This is a genomic window from Bacillus sp. GM2 (assembly GCF_056155945.1).
The window spans coordinates 1-13,696 of the sequence record NZ_JBRKSZ010000009.1; the positions used below are offsets into that span (position 1 = coordinate 1).

The following is a 13,696-nucleotide window of genomic DNA, read 5'->3' on the forward strand; positions in this document are numbered from 1 at the left end:
GGGATGACGTTAAAACGACGGAGAGGAGGCGAAAACGTGGCGGAGGATACGAGACGAATCTCGGAGCTCACCGACAAACAGCGTTTGAAATTAGCCGAGATTGCGGAGGAAAACACCAAACGAAGCGAGGAAGGTCTGACGGTTATCAAAAAAGACGATGAGTGGAGGCGTTAAAATGATCGTTCCAAAATTCGATATAGACCACATTATCAAGGTCGCAAAGGAACTCGGCATTGAGGTGCGGGAAGTTGCTCCGGGAGAGGGTGGTGTGTTTATCAAGGAGGAAGACGGATCAGAGCGTGAGTTGACGACGTTCGATCTGTTTCCGGAAACTAAAGAAATCGCAGACCTACGCTGCACTATTGCCGGATTGATTGCGGAAAACGAGCGGCTGAAGAAGGCGCTGAAATTAATCCAATCGAAGTCGGAGCTTCCCGAAGAACCAGTCGATTTAGTTCCGATTACTGAGCTATACGAAATAAATTTACACGCAAAGGAGGCGCTAAGATGACAGACGAAATCGCAGGCCTGCGCTGTACTGTAGCAAAATTAATTGCGGAAAACGAGCGGATGAAACACACGATTGAGGAAGCGGAGGAACTTACGGCCGACCTCTACGTCAGATCTGAGCGACAGCCATCAGAACCGGGCGTGATTCCGATGAAACTTCCGGAGAATCTTTCGGCTGATCAGCGTCATACCGTCACCACATTGCACGGACTACTAATGCGCGAATTAAAGGAGGGCGAACGATGAACGTTACAATCAGCCTTTTAGACGACGAAATCGAGAAGATTCTCCGAGACCACTTTGCACAAAAAGGATTTCACGTAAAGGGGTCGCAGATACAATCGGACGGAAGCGGCCTTGTCCGATTCGATATACAACTGTATGCGTACGATATTCTCGCGAAGGAGGACGAATAGATGAGCGAAATTAAAAGGCCGGTAATTACGAAGGAGCAGGCGAGGGCGATCGAAGAAGGCATCAAGTGTTATGTCCGTCAAGGGTTAGATTTAGGTCCGAAGCTATATAATCGCTTTCTAATTGACCATGCGAACGTTCTTACGGAAGTAGACGATCCTTGGGCGGATATGTTCTCGTGTTTGAATGACCTCGACCTAATGACGATCGCAGCCGCATTAATCAACGGATATGAAGTCGAAAAGACACCGGAGGAGAAGGTGCGGGAGTATTACGCGGCCAATTACCAGCGACATGAGCAATCCATGCCTCGCAGTAAGGACGATTTTTACACATCAGGCGTTGCGGAAGGAGTCCGAAATACACTCGACTGCCTCGGAATCAAAATCGAAGGAGTGAGTGCGTAATGACAAAAGATGAACTCGAAGCGATCCGTCAGCGTGTGGAAGCAACAACGGAGAGCTATTGGGCCGCAGATGATAGTGAGTGGCCGGGAAACGAAAATCTTCGCTATTGGGTAAAAACACATTGGGACGGCGTTGCGGCGGCAGTAACGAAAGAAGACGCAGATTTCATCGCAAACGCACGCCAAGACATTCCGGAGTTACTCGACTACGTTGCGGAGGTTGAACAAGAACTAAGAGAGGCAACGTTAATTATCGATCGAGTCGAGAATTTACTTAGCAAGATGCGATACGGAACGGAATACGAAGTGTACGGTGAAGTTTATCGATTCCTTTACGGAAAGGATGACGAAGATGACAACGTATGACTCAAAGCCGGTCGCCAAGTGGAACACGCGCGATTTCCAGGCGTACCTCAAAGCGGAGCACGAACGGCTTTACGGCGTCCCGTACGTACCTTTTCGCGGCTACCAAGCCGAAGCGGGAATGCTCGGTCATTGGGTCGGAACGAAGCGGAAGCCAGGCGAATACGGGCCGGAAATAACGAAGCGGTTCATCGATCTGTGCTTTGCGCAATATAGGCCTACGGCAGAATGGCCGGGTATCAGCTTCGGATTTATGCAGACGTATATGGGACGGAATTTGCAGCGGGCAGTGGCGGAAATCAGGGCCGAAGAAGCGGCGCAACAAAGGCGGAAGCAGCAGGCGGAAATCGGCGACGACTTTTATTAAACGGAGGGGTTATGATATGGAAAACGTTGAACAACGATATGACATTGCGGTAGAAACAGCGCGAGATGCGATCGAGGAATTGCGGCTAGCTGCATACGCAAAAGGATACGAAGATGCGAGGCGTGAATTAATGGCGCAGGCACCGGCTGAAAAGACCGCACAAGAACGCCGGGATGAAATCGTCGAGCAGGCGAAGGCGGACGTTGAACGCCTCAGGATGATTAATAGAATGTTACAGACTTTCGATATTACGTTCGATATCAACCGTGAAAGTCGAACCGTAGAGGCGGTCGCAAAGAAACCGAATAGCAGAACTGCGTTTTATGGAACGGCAATATGTGCGCCGGATGACTGCTTTAACATCCATATCGGAGAAGCCATCGCTCTCCATCGCGCACTTGGACTCGAAGTACCTGACGAATATCTTAACGCACCGCAGCCGACTGAGGTTCGTGTGGGGGATGTTGTCGGTAGTTTCGAAATTAATGAGGTCGCGGATTATTACGGAAAAATCGTGGATGTAAACGAGGATAAGGTTTTTTATGAGGATGGAGGATTCGATTATTTACCTACAGTAACGGAAGGGATTGATGAATACGGAGAAGAGTCGTTCTTAAAAATCGTCGATGACAGCCGGACGGGGGTGGGCGAATGACGTACGATCCAGCAAGAGTAACGACTGATCTCGATTTCGTCGAAGGTATGCTACACGTCGTAAAAGGGGATGAGTACACCGTATATCTCCTCGTAGACAAACACAACGGAAATATCCACGTAGTAAACGTAATCGAGAACTAACGAAAGGAGTGAACGCCATTGACTAACGAAAGAAACTGCGTCCTGGCTACCGGATGCAAAGCGGCCGGCACGTCCGCCTGTAACCGCCGATGCCCGCACTTCATCGCACTACACGGCGCGACAGGAAACGGCGGGCGGTCAGCGGCGGCAGGCTTACCGCGAGAATATCGACTGACAACGCTTGCCAATTCGCCAGCCAGAGCGGATCAGCCAGCGATATATAAATCGGTTGAAAACTACGTCAAGACGTTCGAGCGTCAGTTTGAGCAGACGGAAGGCTACATCGAACCGGCTGACCGTATCAAGTCGTTGTATCTCTTCAGCGCGAACTCTGGCACCGGAAAGACGACGACAGCGGCGGCAATCCTTAACGAATGGCTGCGCGTCTATTACAGCGGATCTTTGCGGAGAGGTTTAACGCCGTCACTGCGTCCGGCCTATTTCCTCGATGTGAACGAATGGCAGACGGAATTCAACCTCGCAACCATGACGAACGACGAGGACGGCATGACGGAATTCAAACGGAAGATGACGCTGGCGATGACGGCTCCCTTTGCAGTACTGGATGACGTAGGTGTGCGGGATTGTACGCCAGCATTTCGCGGATATCTTCACGCAATAGTTAACGCGAGAGTGACGAATCAACTTCCGACGATATACACGAGCAACATTGCGATCGAACGGCTGCCGGACGTTTTCGGAGAGCAACGTCTGACGGACCGGATTCGTGACCTATGCCGCGTAATTGAATTCGAAGGAGAATCGAAAAGGGGGCTGCGGAGATGAAAGCCGACATCACTTTCGGAGACCTAGTCGAAGTTGACGGATACCCGGACCGTATTTTCTACGTTGATGCGCGGCGGAAAGTCGAAGAGGAGGACGATACCGGCGTCTCCAATTACGTCGAGTTCGATCTGACGGACGCAATTCACGGCGAATGGATTCTCGCTGATTCGAACGACATCCGCCTAGTCTGCCGCAGTCAGTTTGTTGACGAATATCTTGACGGAGTTGATTACGAAAACTATCCGGAGCCGGAGGGAACGGCGTTTCACTTTGCGGAATTTCTTCCGGAATTACCGTATGCCGATACCGTAGCTAAGCTTAGCGAAGGAATTAAAAAGGCGTGGGATGATATGGCGAAAGACAAGGCGAAGAAAATTGATGATCTGCTCGACGAGTTAAACGATTACAAGCGTTTGGAAGCGATGTACGGCGATGAGGAATATAAGGCGAAGCAGGACGAGGCGAAGGCGAAATTAAAGCGGGAGGTCAAGCGGTGATGAACGAATTACAAAAAGTATTCAATTATCAAGATCAACAGGTGAGGACAGTCGTTAAGGACGGTGAACCTTGGTTTGTTGCAAAAGATGTCTGCGATGTTTTAGGGATTACAGACGCTCGAAAATCAGTGAATTTACTTGATGAAGATGAGCGGAATAGTATTCCGGTCACTGATTCATTAGGGCGAAATCAAGAAACATTCATTATCAACGAACCGGGTCTTTATTCTCTGATTTTAAGAAGCCGCAAACCAGAGGCCAAACAATTCAAAAGATGGATCACTCACGAAGTCATTCCGACAATCAGAAAAACGGGCGGCTATGTAGCGAATGACGATCTATTTATTCAAACGTATCTACCGTTTGCAGACGACCAAACAAAACTTTTATTTAGCGCAACTTTAGAGACTGTACGCAAGCAAAACGAAGTAATTTCCGAAATGAAACCGAAAGCGGAGGAACATGATCGTTTTATTTCCGCGACAAATGTGCAGACGTTAGAGCAAGTAGCCAAATCGATTGGAATTGGCCGAAACAAATTAACGACATTCTTACGGACAATCGGTGTATTTGTTCGGAAAGAAGGCTCGCCGGTTCCTTATCAGCGCTACATCAACGAAGGCTATTTTAAAGTTAAACAATCACCGTCTAGGTATTACGGAGTTAACTTTGTACAGACATATGTTACTGCGAAGGGCGTTTCTTTCATCGATAGGAAGCTGGAAGAGTACGGAGGAGCACGAGCGGTCAACGCATTGAGGATGAAGGAAATCGAACATATAGCGTAAGAAGAGGAGGGATCGCGGATGAACTACGGTGTTTTACTGCTATCGAAAGTGATCGAGCAGAACGATCCGAACGCGCTGCTGCGCTTTAATATTACCGCCGAGGACTTACCAACGGAAGGCGAACGCAAAGCACTCCGATACATCACGGAATATGCGGAGAAACACGGAGGCCAGGCGCCGACGGCCGAGATGGTTGCAAATGAGGTGCCGGACTTCAAGCCGGATTTTAATATCGAGGCCAATTACGATTACCTTGCGGAAAAACTACGGAAACAGGCTGCGTTGCGAGAGTTCGTCGATATTGCGGAAAAGGAGCTTCCGGAACGGTTTAGCCAAGCGCAAGATAATCCGGAAGAATTATTTTCATGGTTGACGGAAAAAGTCGAAAGTCTTAAAATAAGAACAAACGTTCGTAGTTCTATCGGTCGGACGTTGAGTGAAATTAAAGAATCGTTTAGAGACGAGTATAAAAAGCGTGAAGAAGGCAAGTCATTCCGGATTTATAAGACGCCTTTTCCTACTCTTGATAATGAGATATCGGGGTGGTTTACAGGTGATATTTATGGAATCATGGGTGAGTCAGGGCGCGGTAAAACATACCTAGTCTGTCGAATTCTTGATTCATTACTGCGCCAAGGTGCAAACTGTCTCGTTAAATCATTCGAAGTTAAGGAATACACGTTTATTTCCCGTCTTATTTCAATTGCAACAGCTGTCGACGAGGTATTGATAGACGAGCTCGGCCGGAAGGTAGGTATACCAAACAAAGCTATTTTATCGGGAAAACTGGATGATGTTGTTCGGGAAAAGTTCTTCGAAGTCTTAGAGTTACTCGATTCGTACTACCCCGGAACACTTTATTTCCAAGGGAAAAGCGGAAGAGAGTTGACACGGTCATTAGCGGATCTTGAGCGGGAGCTAAGTACAGGAAAAATTGACGCCGTTTTTCTTGATCCATTCTATGGACTTTCAGATGTTTACGGAAAGAACGTAAATAAAACAGCAGGGGGCGCAGCCGAGTACGCTGCAACACGTTTCGAAAATATAGTAGGTGATTATGACGTAGTTGGATTTTACACCGTTCAGGCGACCGTAGATAAAAAAGAGGTTAGCGAAGACGGCGTGAGGGAGCTACGAATTCCTACTCGCGAAAAGGTAAAAACCACCTCTCGCCTGTTAGATATCGCGACGAATTTGATCGGATTTGATTCGGTATCTAAAGAGGGAATAGCCGGAATTGGAATCGAGAAAGGCCGGAATGGTGGCGAAGATTTCATGCTCGAGCTCGTTGCGCTATTCGACTACGGTGTTTTGCGAGAATTTCCGAAAGGCGAATCTGCCGCAGAGCAGTTCGAGTTTTAGGGGGGTGTCTTCTTGAAAAAGATACCTCTTAGTAATAATAAGGTCGCTATAGTTGATGATAGTGATTATGAGTTGGTGAATCAGTACAAATGGCATTATAACCAAAATGGATACGCTGTTAGGAACCAACGGGTCGGAGTAAATAAGTACACAGCTGTTTATATGCATCGGTTCATTTGTGGCCTTGTACCTGGAGATGGGAAGATCGTGGATCATAAAAATGGAAACGGTCTAGATAACCGAAGAGGGAATTTAAGGGTGTGTACTAAGACTCAAAACCAACAAAATCAGAAGCCAAGACACACTAGAGTAAGCAAATACAAAGGTGTCGGGTTCTATAAAAGAGACCAAAAATGGAGAGCTAGGATTGTTGTTGATAAAACAGATATAGAACTCGGGAAGTTTGATACTGAAATTGAAGCGGCGAAAGCATACAATGAGGCAGCAAAAAAGTATCACGGAGAGTTTGCCTGGGTAAATAAAATTGAAATGGATGATGTTGGATAACATTGTCAACATTTACCGCGGTTCTTTCGACAAAATACGATGGAATTTTTCAAAACCAGGGCGTAATATATAGAACAATCCGGCCTAATTAGGACGAAAGGAGTGATACGAAAGTGCCGATTTTAACGTTAAATGGCCGTCAGGTCGACGTCGACATACGTTATGAGCTCGAACAGTTCGATTGGACGCGGCCGACCTGGACGGATGAGCGCTTGCTGGCCGCAAGCCCTTTCCGATATGACCGGTCGCCGAGCTTTTACGTTTATCTCGAAGACACGGCGACCGCAAAGGCCGGCTATTGGGGCGATAGCGGCTATTATGACGCAGAGTATGCACGGGGTGGCTTCGTTAAGTTGCTCGCCTTCTTGCGCGAAGAGACCGAAGAGGAGACTGTCGAATATTTAATCGATGCGTATGCGCCGGAATCAGACGACGGTAAATTAACGCTTAGGCTGCCGAAGCTGAAGCTCGCCAAGAATCGCGAACCTTTACGTGAAACAATTCTCGGCGATGTGGCTGCGGGTCCTAACGATTATTTAAACAAGCGCGGAATCATGCCGGCGGTCCAGCGTCTAATGGGCGTAGGAATGGTTGGCGGTGCGGTTGCGTTGCCCTGGCGGTTGCCGAACGGGCGGCACGCTAACGTGAAGTACCGGTCAACGCGGGGCAAGGCGTTCTGGTACGTCAAAGGCGGCTGGCCGATACGGGATCTCGTTTACGGAATGAATGTCGTGTATGACCGGCGGCTGACACGCGTTGTCTTATGCGAGGCGGAGATCGATGCGCAATCGTGGATGACGGCGGGGGTGCCGGCGATCGGGACCGGCGGGTCTTCGTTCAACCAACGAAAGGCGGACATTATCGTCCAGTCCCCGATCGAACACGTAACCATCGTGACGGATAACGATAAGGCTGGCGAGAAGTTGCGGGCGGAGGTCGAGCGTTATTTATACGGGAAAGTCGGACTGGCACACGGATATATTACGGAAGGAAAGGATGCGAATGAACTATTGATTGCGAAGGGAAGAGCGGAGTTGAGGTCGGTTTATGATCGTGCGGAGGACGTCAAGAGCTGGCGAGTGCAGTTACCTAAACGGGTAAGTTTTTCGTTGACGGGCGACACTTAATCCCGTCAGCGACCGACTACCGGTTATTCTTCGACGATCCATTCGTACAGGTCGTCCATGCGGCAGTTTAGAATTACCGAAAAAGTTTTCGCGGTATCCAGGTTCATCCGTTTTGTTCCGTGTACATAACCGGATACATGCGATTCTTTAACGCCAGCCCTATCGGCGAGCTGCGCTTGGTTCATTCCAGCTTCACGGAGTCGGTCGCGAAGTAAACATTTACCTCGACGATACTTAACCGTAATAAACACCTCCGCAAAGCTTTTGCTTCACGGGGAAATTATAGCTTAAATATCGTTATTTTTCTACGTTATCAGGAAGTATTTTAACGACCTTCTCAATAGGGATTCCTAAATAAAGGCATATGGTTTCAATCGTTGCTAAACTAACATATTTATCGTCATTAATTTTAGTCACCAAGTTTCGATGGATTACCTTGTCTCTTAGTATTCCTGTAGTTTGTCCACGTTCTTTTAGGTATGACCTCAGAGGCTCATAACTAATCATAAAAAAATCTCCTTTTTCTAAAATTTTACGCACATAAAAGTGTGCATTTGTAGTATACTATAGATATAACAAAAACGTAAATCACATAAAAGGGGTGTCGGGGTTGCGTTCTATAAGAGATGAATTCACTTATCAAAGAGAGTCTCTGGGGTTAAGTATACCATGTATTTCCTTAGAAACAGGTATTAATCAAGATTGTTTATATGATTTAGAAAATGAAGATAGAATAGGGTTTAGACAACTTATTAAGTTAGCTAGGTATTTCTTTAAAGAAAAGTACCACGAAAAAATGCGCGACTGGTGTTTGAAATTAAATACAACGGAAGCTATAAAACAGGCCTTTGAATACTCAGCTATAAAAAGAGACGCAAATCTGTTGAGCCGTCTTATCTCGGAAAATAAAAAAGATCCTTATCTTAAATCTTATATAAGCGCCTATTCTATTATCCTCGATTTCATGACTGATGAAATTTCATTTAAAGAGATGATTTCGAAAATTGAGAATCTTAAGACCTCCGGGTGTAAAGAGATCTCCCTCTTGAAGCAAATATATCAGTGTGTCTCTATGTACTATACGAAGGATTATTTCGAGATTACCAAGGAAGCAGAACGAATTAGTTGTGAGTTATCAAGGATGAAAAGCGTTAGAAAGATGTTCTTTAAAGAGTGCTACGCTTATCGACTGTCTGAAGTTCTTGCACCTGCATACCTTCACCTTAATGAAATTGATCTTTGCCGCAACCATGCAGATGTTATGATAAAAACACAATTAAATGATAAACACGAATCCGATGGTTATTACTATCTCGGAATCTCCCATTTAGCCGAAAACCAAGAAGAGCATTGTTTACATTTTCTTAGAAAAAGTGTTGAGGCTGCACGAAAGACTGGAGAGAGCCTAATTATTAATGAGGCCGAACATAATTTAACACTCGCGGAGATTTATTTCCACTTTAAGAAGAGTGGGGATATTCCAAATACATCTTTATTAAGTAAACAGATGCTTTTAGGGGGTGATGACGATTTTATAGTATTCTTCGATTACGTGAAAGCCCAGTCTGTAGATAAGATATATAGGGGGTATGGTCACTTTTTAAAAAAAATGAACTTTTTCTTCGCATCACTCATAGCGGACGTATTACCTTCCCTCGGGATCGACAATAGGCAAGCATCAGAACTCAAATCATTTAAATTTGAAAAAAAAGGAGAGGTTTTATATGAAGAAAGTTTTATTGATGGGATTAGTTTTAGGGGCGATTCTTGCAGTTTTGCCTCATAATGCGGCGGCAACAGATAAACAACAGGTCAATGAAGACGTAAAAGTTGCAGGCATAAAAGTAGGAGGATAATGTGTATCCGCCGCCACCAAACGGTGGCTTTTTTTAGTTATAAAATTTATAAAATTGGGTAAAAAATAGTTTTTTTGAGTTCACCCAATTTCGAACATTAACAAAAATTAATATGCTAATATCTTCATATAGAGGACGATAAAACAAATTCAAGAAAAAATTCAAAAATAATGTCCCAAAAACAGACGTCACCTACACGTTGTATAAGTGTGAGAATAAGGAGGGGTTTTAAAAAGTGGATAATTTAATAGGTTTAAGTTAGTGGCAGAAAGTGGAGCGATCCCATTTGTTATCAACGAATCTAGGAAGATTGAGCATAGAGTATCTGATGTCACCTCTTTCGAGTATGAATGCTATCACTACATTGGAGCTGCTCTTGATAGGTATAAAGATAATGGCAGAGAAAAAAAAGCACTAATACAAAAGATAATTCGAGAAGTACGGAATAGATTTTTAACAAACAGGAAACCTCGGGATGAGGTTTCAATTGATTCCATAAAAGAAGGCGAAAACATTTGGGAACCTGAAGACGTTTCGGCGAACGTCGTAGGCGAGGTTTTATTAAAAGAAAAGATCGCCCTGTTGGCGCAGGACGATCCACGAAAAAAAACAATCTTGGAAATTTGGAACCGGGGATGCACTAACGATTCGGAAATTTCATCGCTTTTGGCGAAGCGATTTGGCGGAAATCCCGAGTCTCATCGTAAGTTCATCCGACGGTTCAGGATACACTGTCAGGACCAACTAACAGCATAAAGGTTTCTTTCTAAAACGTAACTAGCCTCGGGAGGCGTAGCCACATCCTCATGGTAACCGTTCTCATGTCAAAAGACAAGCGAACAGAATGCGAACACACCTTTCGGTCTAGTGCGTTTTACCTAAACAATATGGAGGCGAACGTACTATGAATATCCCCAAATTTATCGATTCCAATACGTATCCAGCGCTAGATCAGCGCAAACTTACCGAAATTTTATATCAAGGCGCATGGCCAGCCGACGAAGATCCGGCGGACTACTACCGTCCACTTTCGATCCAGGTGGTGCGTGTCGGATGAAAGTCACGCTATCTCACCACGCAAAGAAACGAATTACCAAGCGCTTTAAGATCGGCAACCAAACGCCGGAAGCATGGGCGTCTCAGATGTTATCTAAAGCGATTTACTGCGGCATCGGTCCGGACGACAACGGAAAAGATGCTCGGATGTATTCCCATCGTGGAGCAACGTTCATGCTTGCGCTAGATGTAGACGTTGTTAAAACCGTAATCCCACCGAATAAAAGCAGTATCAATCGTTTTCGCCACAAAGTAACGAAATTCATAACGGAAGAATTTGCGAAGATGTCGGAACAAATTAAGCAAGAGGTGGTTCGAATCGATAAGTTTCGCGATGAGCTCGAAGAAGAGATCGGATATTTAGAAGACCGCCTTTATCACGCCCGGTCACTATCGACTAAATTGGCGTTTCAGGCCCGAATTAATGCGGTTCGAATGCGCATCGACGAACTCCCGGCTGAATCTCACGAATTGAGACGCGAACTGACGCGTGCAGCGAGAGGAGTCGCCGCCCATGTCTGACGTATGGGTTTTCGAAATTGTTGGCGTCATTGCAGCGCTTGTAATTGGCGGACTTATTTACGAAGTTAACCGCGAAGAGAGCGAATGAGGGCGGCGATTGTGCGGCCCGGCGCTCGGAGAATGTCGGGGCGGCCGTTAAGTAACAGAGTCGCGTCGCTACGGCTTAGCGCTGGCGGCGTTTCGGACGCAGATACCGGCATTTTGCGAGGGCGAAAAGCCTCAAAATTAAAACGTAGGGGGAAATCGAATGAGTCTAAGAGATACTTTGAAGCAACGCGAGGAACAGCGCGAGGCAGCGCAATCAGGCGGTGAGTTCCCGGAAGGTGTTACTCGTTATGTGCGTATGGGTAAACATGGAGAAGTAAACGCGGAAGGACGTACATTCGTTATTCTCGCTGATCCAGACGACTGGTTTGCGTATTATGTGCATGAGCAAAGCACATTTAACGGTCAGAGGACGATCTATCACTTCCGTAAACATACGTGCCTGCATTCTCCGAAAGGAATTCGTGCTGATCAGAGCGCATTTAAGAAACCGAACCCTGACGCTTGCCCGTCTTGCTTAGTTGGTGCTCCTCGCAAGCTGTACGCGATGATTCCGGTTTATGATCTCGAATACAAAACATATCGCGTGATCGATACGAAAGAGTTCCACATTAACAACTTGATCGCGGACTATGACAAAGCCGAAAAGATGGGTCGCAAGTTTAATCCGGACTACACTCTCGTCGGTGAAGCCGTTCATATCAAACAAGTCGACAAGTCGTTCTCGTTAGAATCTGGCGATGCCTCTCCGGAACAGCTTGAGGAAGCGAAAAAGTTCATCGGAATCGACTACGAGTATGAAGAACTCGCTAACTTCCGTGAAGAGGCCGACATCGTTAAACTACTGCACGAAGCGGATGAGGAAGCGAAGATTGATCGCGCTAAACTGCCGCCATTGTCGGAATCAACTAACGAAAAGGATAACGAAGAAGTCGACGAAGAAACTTTACCGTTTTAATAAAACGAAGGAGGACGATTGAATGGCGCATCTCAAGGAAACTATCGGCAAGTATTCCGAACTGATCGCCCGCGCGGCTTTATTAGCCAGCGGGTGGCAGGCGGTATCAAAATCGGAGACAGAGGAATCCTTCGATATCAGCGCAAGAGATCCGGGCACTGGCGAATGGAAGACGTTCCAGGTTAAGACGATTCGTGATCGTCGGGAAGACCGCGGCTATTTAACGGTAGAAGGGCGCAAAGGAGACGGTCAGCCTTATACGACGGACGACGTCGACTTCTTCATCGGCGTGCTGATCGGTGAGGGAAAATTCCCTCGCGTTTGGATGTTCGATAATCGCGGCATTACCGACTATTGGGGGCCGTCAGTAAAGGAAGGCAAGCGCTGGGTCGAAATGGATCTGAATTTCATGCGGGAAGATTTTGCGGAAAATAACGAAGCGGAGGCGGTTTGACCTTACCGGGTCGGACGGTCAATAAAAGGAGGACGATTCGATGTCGAAACTTACTGGCGTTAAAACTCTCGATATGGTGAACGGTGAAATTACGAAGGTTGCGTATAACGGTGCGGAGTATGAGCGTGTGGAAGGAATTCCGAGAAGTGTCGGAAAATCCGGAGATTTGGTACTTAACGGACATAGGCATCCGGATCTTAAATTAGGCGGATTTTACCTACTAGTACGCGACGAGGGTACTTCGCGGTTATCTGTCCGAGATGAAATAGACGACTTTCACGGAAACGCCGTAACAGACGGGGATAGCATACTCTTCCGCAAAGTCTCCGCATCTCAACCGTCATTAGAAGATCGCGTCAGCACAAACGAAAAGGATATCGAATCCCTAAAATCCGACGTTGCTGCGCTAAAAGGCGAAGCCAAGACGGAATACGTACGGATTGACAAGAGCGAGGCGAAGGCGGGCGATTACGTTAAGTTTATCGAGACTTACGATGACGATATTACAATGGAAAAGATGTACGAAATTGACCAGGTCGATTGGCTAGGAGATATCTATTTTACTGACGATGTCGGTGACGAAAACTATGCCTCAGCGGATGATACTTACGCAGTCTATCGCAAAGTAAGCGCCGCAAGCGCTGAGGCCGAGCCGAAGCCTGAGCGGTTGAAAGTCGGTGATTATGCGAAGGTGGTCCGTGAGGAATTCGGCCACCTGTTTGATACCGATGACATAATCGAGTTAATTGAGGCGGGAAACAACCCGAATTTTAAAGCGCGACGTCTCTCAGACGGAGAAGTTTGGTTCGTCGATGCGTCGGAACTCGTCCGCGCCACTGACGAAGAAGTTGCCGAAGCAAAACGCGCAGCCGCCGAGCGT

General features: G+C 46.6%; 23 protein-coding genes. 21 read left to right on the forward strand and 2 right to left on the reverse strand.

The features are described from left to right. The first annotated feature begins 175 nt into the window (after positions 1-175). The 14 genes from ACVC9U_RS22875 to ACVC9U_RS22940 all read left to right on the forward strand — a co-directional run bounded on the left by ACVC9U_RS22875 (position 176) and on the right by ACVC9U_RS22940 (position 7,925). Positions 176-511, forward strand: a complete 336-nt coding sequence (locus tag ACVC9U_RS22875; RefSeq protein WP_441391671.1) for a hypothetical protein — start codon at positions 176-178, stop codon at positions 509-511. Beyond that, positions 508-756: a hypothetical protein gene (locus ACVC9U_RS22880; protein WP_069500321.1), complete on the forward strand. Its 249-nt coding sequence runs from the start codon at positions 508-510 to the stop codon at positions 754-756. Before ACVC9U_RS22875 ends, ACVC9U_RS22880 begins: the two co-directional genes overlap by 4 nt. Continuing rightward, positions 753-926: a hypothetical protein gene (locus tag ACVC9U_RS22885; RefSeq protein ID WP_441391673.1), complete on the forward strand. Its 174-nt coding sequence runs from the start codon at positions 753-755 to the stop codon at positions 924-926. The genes ACVC9U_RS22880 and ACVC9U_RS22885 overlap by 4 nt, the downstream gene beginning before the upstream one ends. After that, entirely contained in the window at positions 927-1,331 is a 405-nt protein-coding gene (locus ACVC9U_RS22890; RefSeq protein ID WP_048405746.1) for a hypothetical protein, read from the forward strand. It begins immediately after the preceding gene. Beyond that, positions 1,331-1,696 (forward strand): hypothetical protein, encoded by a 366-nt coding sequence (locus tag ACVC9U_RS22895; protein WP_197089457.1) that lies wholly within the window; start codon positions 1,331-1,333, stop codon positions 1,694-1,696. Before ACVC9U_RS22890 ends, ACVC9U_RS22895 begins: the two co-directional genes overlap by 1 nt. Continuing rightward, positions 1,683-2,060 (forward strand): hypothetical protein, encoded by a 378-nt coding sequence (locus tag ACVC9U_RS22900; RefSeq protein WP_423110203.1) that lies wholly within the window; start codon positions 1,683-1,685, stop codon positions 2,058-2,060. The genes ACVC9U_RS22895 and ACVC9U_RS22900 overlap by 14 nt, the downstream gene beginning before the upstream one ends. 16 nt (positions 2,061-2,076) lie before the next feature. Continuing rightward, positions 2,077-2,715 carry an ATP synthase subunit B family protein gene (locus tag ACVC9U_RS22905; protein WP_441391675.1) on the forward strand — a complete coding sequence of 213 codons (639 nt, stop codon included), beginning with the start codon at positions 2,077-2,079 and terminating at the stop codon, positions 2,713-2,715. Further along, the gene (locus tag ACVC9U_RS22910) at positions 2,712-2,858 is read left to right on the forward strand and encodes a hypothetical protein (RefSeq protein ID WP_016885256.1); all 147 of its coding nucleotides are present in this window, start codon (positions 2,712-2,714) and stop codon (positions 2,856-2,858) included. The genes ACVC9U_RS22905 and ACVC9U_RS22910 overlap by 4 nt, the downstream gene beginning before the upstream one ends. Positions 2,859-2,876: 18 nt before the next feature. Beyond that, positions 2,877-3,644 carry an ATP-binding protein gene (locus tag ACVC9U_RS22915; RefSeq protein ID WP_441391677.1) on the forward strand — a complete coding sequence of 256 codons (768 nt, stop codon included), beginning with the start codon at positions 2,877-2,879 and terminating at the stop codon, positions 3,642-3,644. Then, complete coding sequence (locus tag ACVC9U_RS22920; RefSeq protein WP_441391678.1) at positions 3,641-4,141, forward strand: hypothetical protein; 501 nt, start codon at positions 3,641-3,643, stop codon at positions 4,139-4,141. The genes ACVC9U_RS22915 and ACVC9U_RS22920 overlap by 4 nt, the downstream gene beginning before the upstream one ends. Then, a complete protein-coding gene (locus ACVC9U_RS22925; RefSeq protein ID WP_441391680.1) occupies positions 4,141-4,929 on the forward strand; it encodes a BRO family protein in 789 nt (262 codons plus the stop codon). Before ACVC9U_RS22920 ends, ACVC9U_RS22925 begins: the two co-directional genes overlap by 1 nt. A gap of 18 nt (positions 4,930-4,947) precedes the next feature. Beyond that, entirely contained in the window at positions 4,948-6,291 is a 1,344-nt protein-coding gene (locus ACVC9U_RS22930) for a DNA helicase (protein ID WP_441391682.1), read from the forward strand. 12 nt (positions 6,292-6,303) lie between these two features. After that, on the forward strand, positions 6,304-6,798 hold the full coding sequence (locus ACVC9U_RS22935) for an HNH endonuclease (protein ID WP_006636900.1): 495 nt from the start codon (positions 6,304-6,306) through the stop codon (positions 6,796-6,798). A gap of 113 nt (positions 6,799-6,911) precedes the next feature. Further along, positions 6,912-7,925: a toprim domain-containing protein gene (locus tag ACVC9U_RS22940; protein ID WP_441391684.1), complete on the forward strand. Its 1,014-nt coding sequence runs from the start codon at positions 6,912-6,914 to the stop codon at positions 7,923-7,925. Positions 7,926-7,948: 23 nt separating this feature from the next. On the opposite strand, the gene ACVC9U_RS22945 is transcribed toward ACVC9U_RS22940, so the two are convergent. Together ACVC9U_RS22945 and ACVC9U_RS22950 are read right to left on the reverse strand one after the other, a co-directional pair. Beyond that, entirely contained in the window at positions 7,949-8,176 is a 228-nt protein-coding gene (locus tag ACVC9U_RS22945; RefSeq protein ID WP_255317445.1) for a helix-turn-helix domain-containing protein, read from the reverse strand. 46 nt (positions 8,177-8,222) lie between these two features. Next, on the reverse strand, positions 8,223-8,432 hold the full coding sequence (locus ACVC9U_RS22950; protein ID WP_340914494.1) for a helix-turn-helix domain-containing protein: 210 nt from the start codon (positions 8,430-8,432) through the stop codon (positions 8,223-8,225). 94 nt (positions 8,433-8,526) lie between these two features. Here ACVC9U_RS22950 and ACVC9U_RS22955 point away from each other — a divergent pair, with 94 nt between their 5' ends. The 7 genes from ACVC9U_RS22955 to ACVC9U_RS22985 all read left to right on the forward strand — a co-directional run. Next, a complete protein-coding gene (locus ACVC9U_RS22955; RefSeq protein ID WP_441391686.1) occupies positions 8,527-9,711 on the forward strand; it encodes an AimR family lysis-lysogeny pheromone receptor in 1,185 nt (394 codons plus the stop codon). A gap of 331 nt (positions 9,712-10,042) precedes the next feature. Further along, positions 10,043-10,537 (forward strand): hypothetical protein, encoded by a 495-nt coding sequence (locus tag ACVC9U_RS22960; protein WP_441391687.1) that lies wholly within the window; start codon positions 10,043-10,045, stop codon positions 10,535-10,537. A 148-nt stretch (positions 10,538-10,685) separates the two neighbouring features. Then, positions 10,686-10,838: a hypothetical protein gene (locus ACVC9U_RS22965; RefSeq protein ID WP_441391688.1), complete on the forward strand. Its 153-nt coding sequence runs from the start codon at positions 10,686-10,688 to the stop codon at positions 10,836-10,838. Continuing rightward, positions 10,835-11,359: a hypothetical protein gene (locus tag ACVC9U_RS22970; RefSeq protein ID WP_441391690.1), complete on the forward strand. Its 525-nt coding sequence runs from the start codon at positions 10,835-10,837 to the stop codon at positions 11,357-11,359. The genes ACVC9U_RS22965 and ACVC9U_RS22970 overlap by 4 nt, the downstream gene beginning before the upstream one ends. A 343-nt stretch (positions 11,360-11,702) precedes the next feature. Further along, on the forward strand, positions 11,703-12,362 hold the full coding sequence (locus ACVC9U_RS22975; protein ID WP_429702412.1) for a single-stranded DNA-binding protein: 660 nt from the start codon (positions 11,703-11,705) through the stop codon (positions 12,360-12,362). A 22-nt stretch (positions 12,363-12,384) separates the two neighbouring features. Next, on the forward strand, positions 12,385-12,816 hold the full coding sequence (locus tag ACVC9U_RS22980) for a hypothetical protein (protein WP_326336256.1): 432 nt from the start codon (positions 12,385-12,387) through the stop codon (positions 12,814-12,816). 40 nt (positions 12,817-12,856) lie between these two features. Then, positions 12,857-13,696, forward strand: an 840-nt coding sequence (locus ACVC9U_RS22985) for a hypothetical protein (protein WP_441391692.1), incomplete at its 3' end; no start/stop codon positions are given.

Bases quoted from the DNA above. Each gene is read 5' to 3' on its own strand.
- ACVC9U_RS22885 (WP_441391673.1), top strand. From the start codon at position 753: ATGAACGTTACAATCAGCCTTTTAGACGACGAAATCGAGAAGATTCTC.
- ACVC9U_RS22965 (WP_441391688.1), top strand. From the start codon at position 10,686: ATGAATATCCCCAAATTTATCGATTCCAATACGTATCCAGCGCTAGAT.
- ACVC9U_RS22975 (WP_429702412.1), top strand. From the start codon at position 11,703: ATGGGTAAACATGGAGAAGTAAACGCGGAAGGACGTACATTCGTTATT.
- ACVC9U_RS22905 (WP_441391675.1), top strand. From the start codon at position 2,077: ATGGAAAACGTTGAACAACGATATGACATTGCGGTAGAAACAGCGCGA.
- ACVC9U_RS22970 (WP_441391690.1), top strand. From the start codon at position 10,835: ATGAAAGTCACGCTATCTCACCACGCAAAGAAACGAATTACCAAGCGC.
- ACVC9U_RS22925 (WP_441391680.1), top strand. From the start codon at position 4,141: ATGAACGAATTACAAAAAGTATTCAATTATCAAGATCAACAGGTGAGG.
- ACVC9U_RS22930 (WP_441391682.1), top strand. From the start codon at position 4,948: ATGAACTACGGTGTTTTACTGCTATCGAAAGTGATCGAGCAGAACGAT.
- ACVC9U_RS22875 (WP_441391671.1), top strand. From the start codon at position 176: ATGATCGTTCCAAAATTCGATATAGACCACATTATCAAGGTCGCAAAG.
- ACVC9U_RS22950 (WP_340914494.1), bottom strand. From the start codon at position 8,432: ATGATTAGTTATGAGCCTCTGAGGTCATACCTAAAAGAACGTGGACAA.
- ACVC9U_RS22900 (WP_423110203.1), top strand. From the start codon at position 1,683: ATGACAACGTATGACTCAAAGCCGGTCGCCAAGTGGAACACGCGCGAT.
- ACVC9U_RS22880 (WP_069500321.1), top strand. From the start codon at position 508: ATGACAGACGAAATCGCAGGCCTGCGCTGTACTGTAGCAAAATTAATT.
- ACVC9U_RS22920 (WP_441391678.1), top strand. From the start codon at position 3,641: ATGAAAGCCGACATCACTTTCGGAGACCTAGTCGAAGTTGACGGATAC.
- ACVC9U_RS22895 (WP_197089457.1), top strand. From the start codon at position 1,331: ATGACAAAAGATGAACTCGAAGCGATCCGTCAGCGTGTGGAAGCAACA.
- ACVC9U_RS22890 (WP_048405746.1), top strand. From the start codon at position 927: ATGAGCGAAATTAAAAGGCCGGTAATTACGAAGGAGCAGGCGAGGGCG.
- ACVC9U_RS22980 (WP_326336256.1), top strand. From the start codon at position 12,385: ATGGCGCATCTCAAGGAAACTATCGGCAAGTATTCCGAACTGATCGCC.
- ACVC9U_RS22910 (WP_016885256.1), top strand. From the start codon at position 2,712: ATGACGTACGATCCAGCAAGAGTAACGACTGATCTCGATTTCGTCGAA.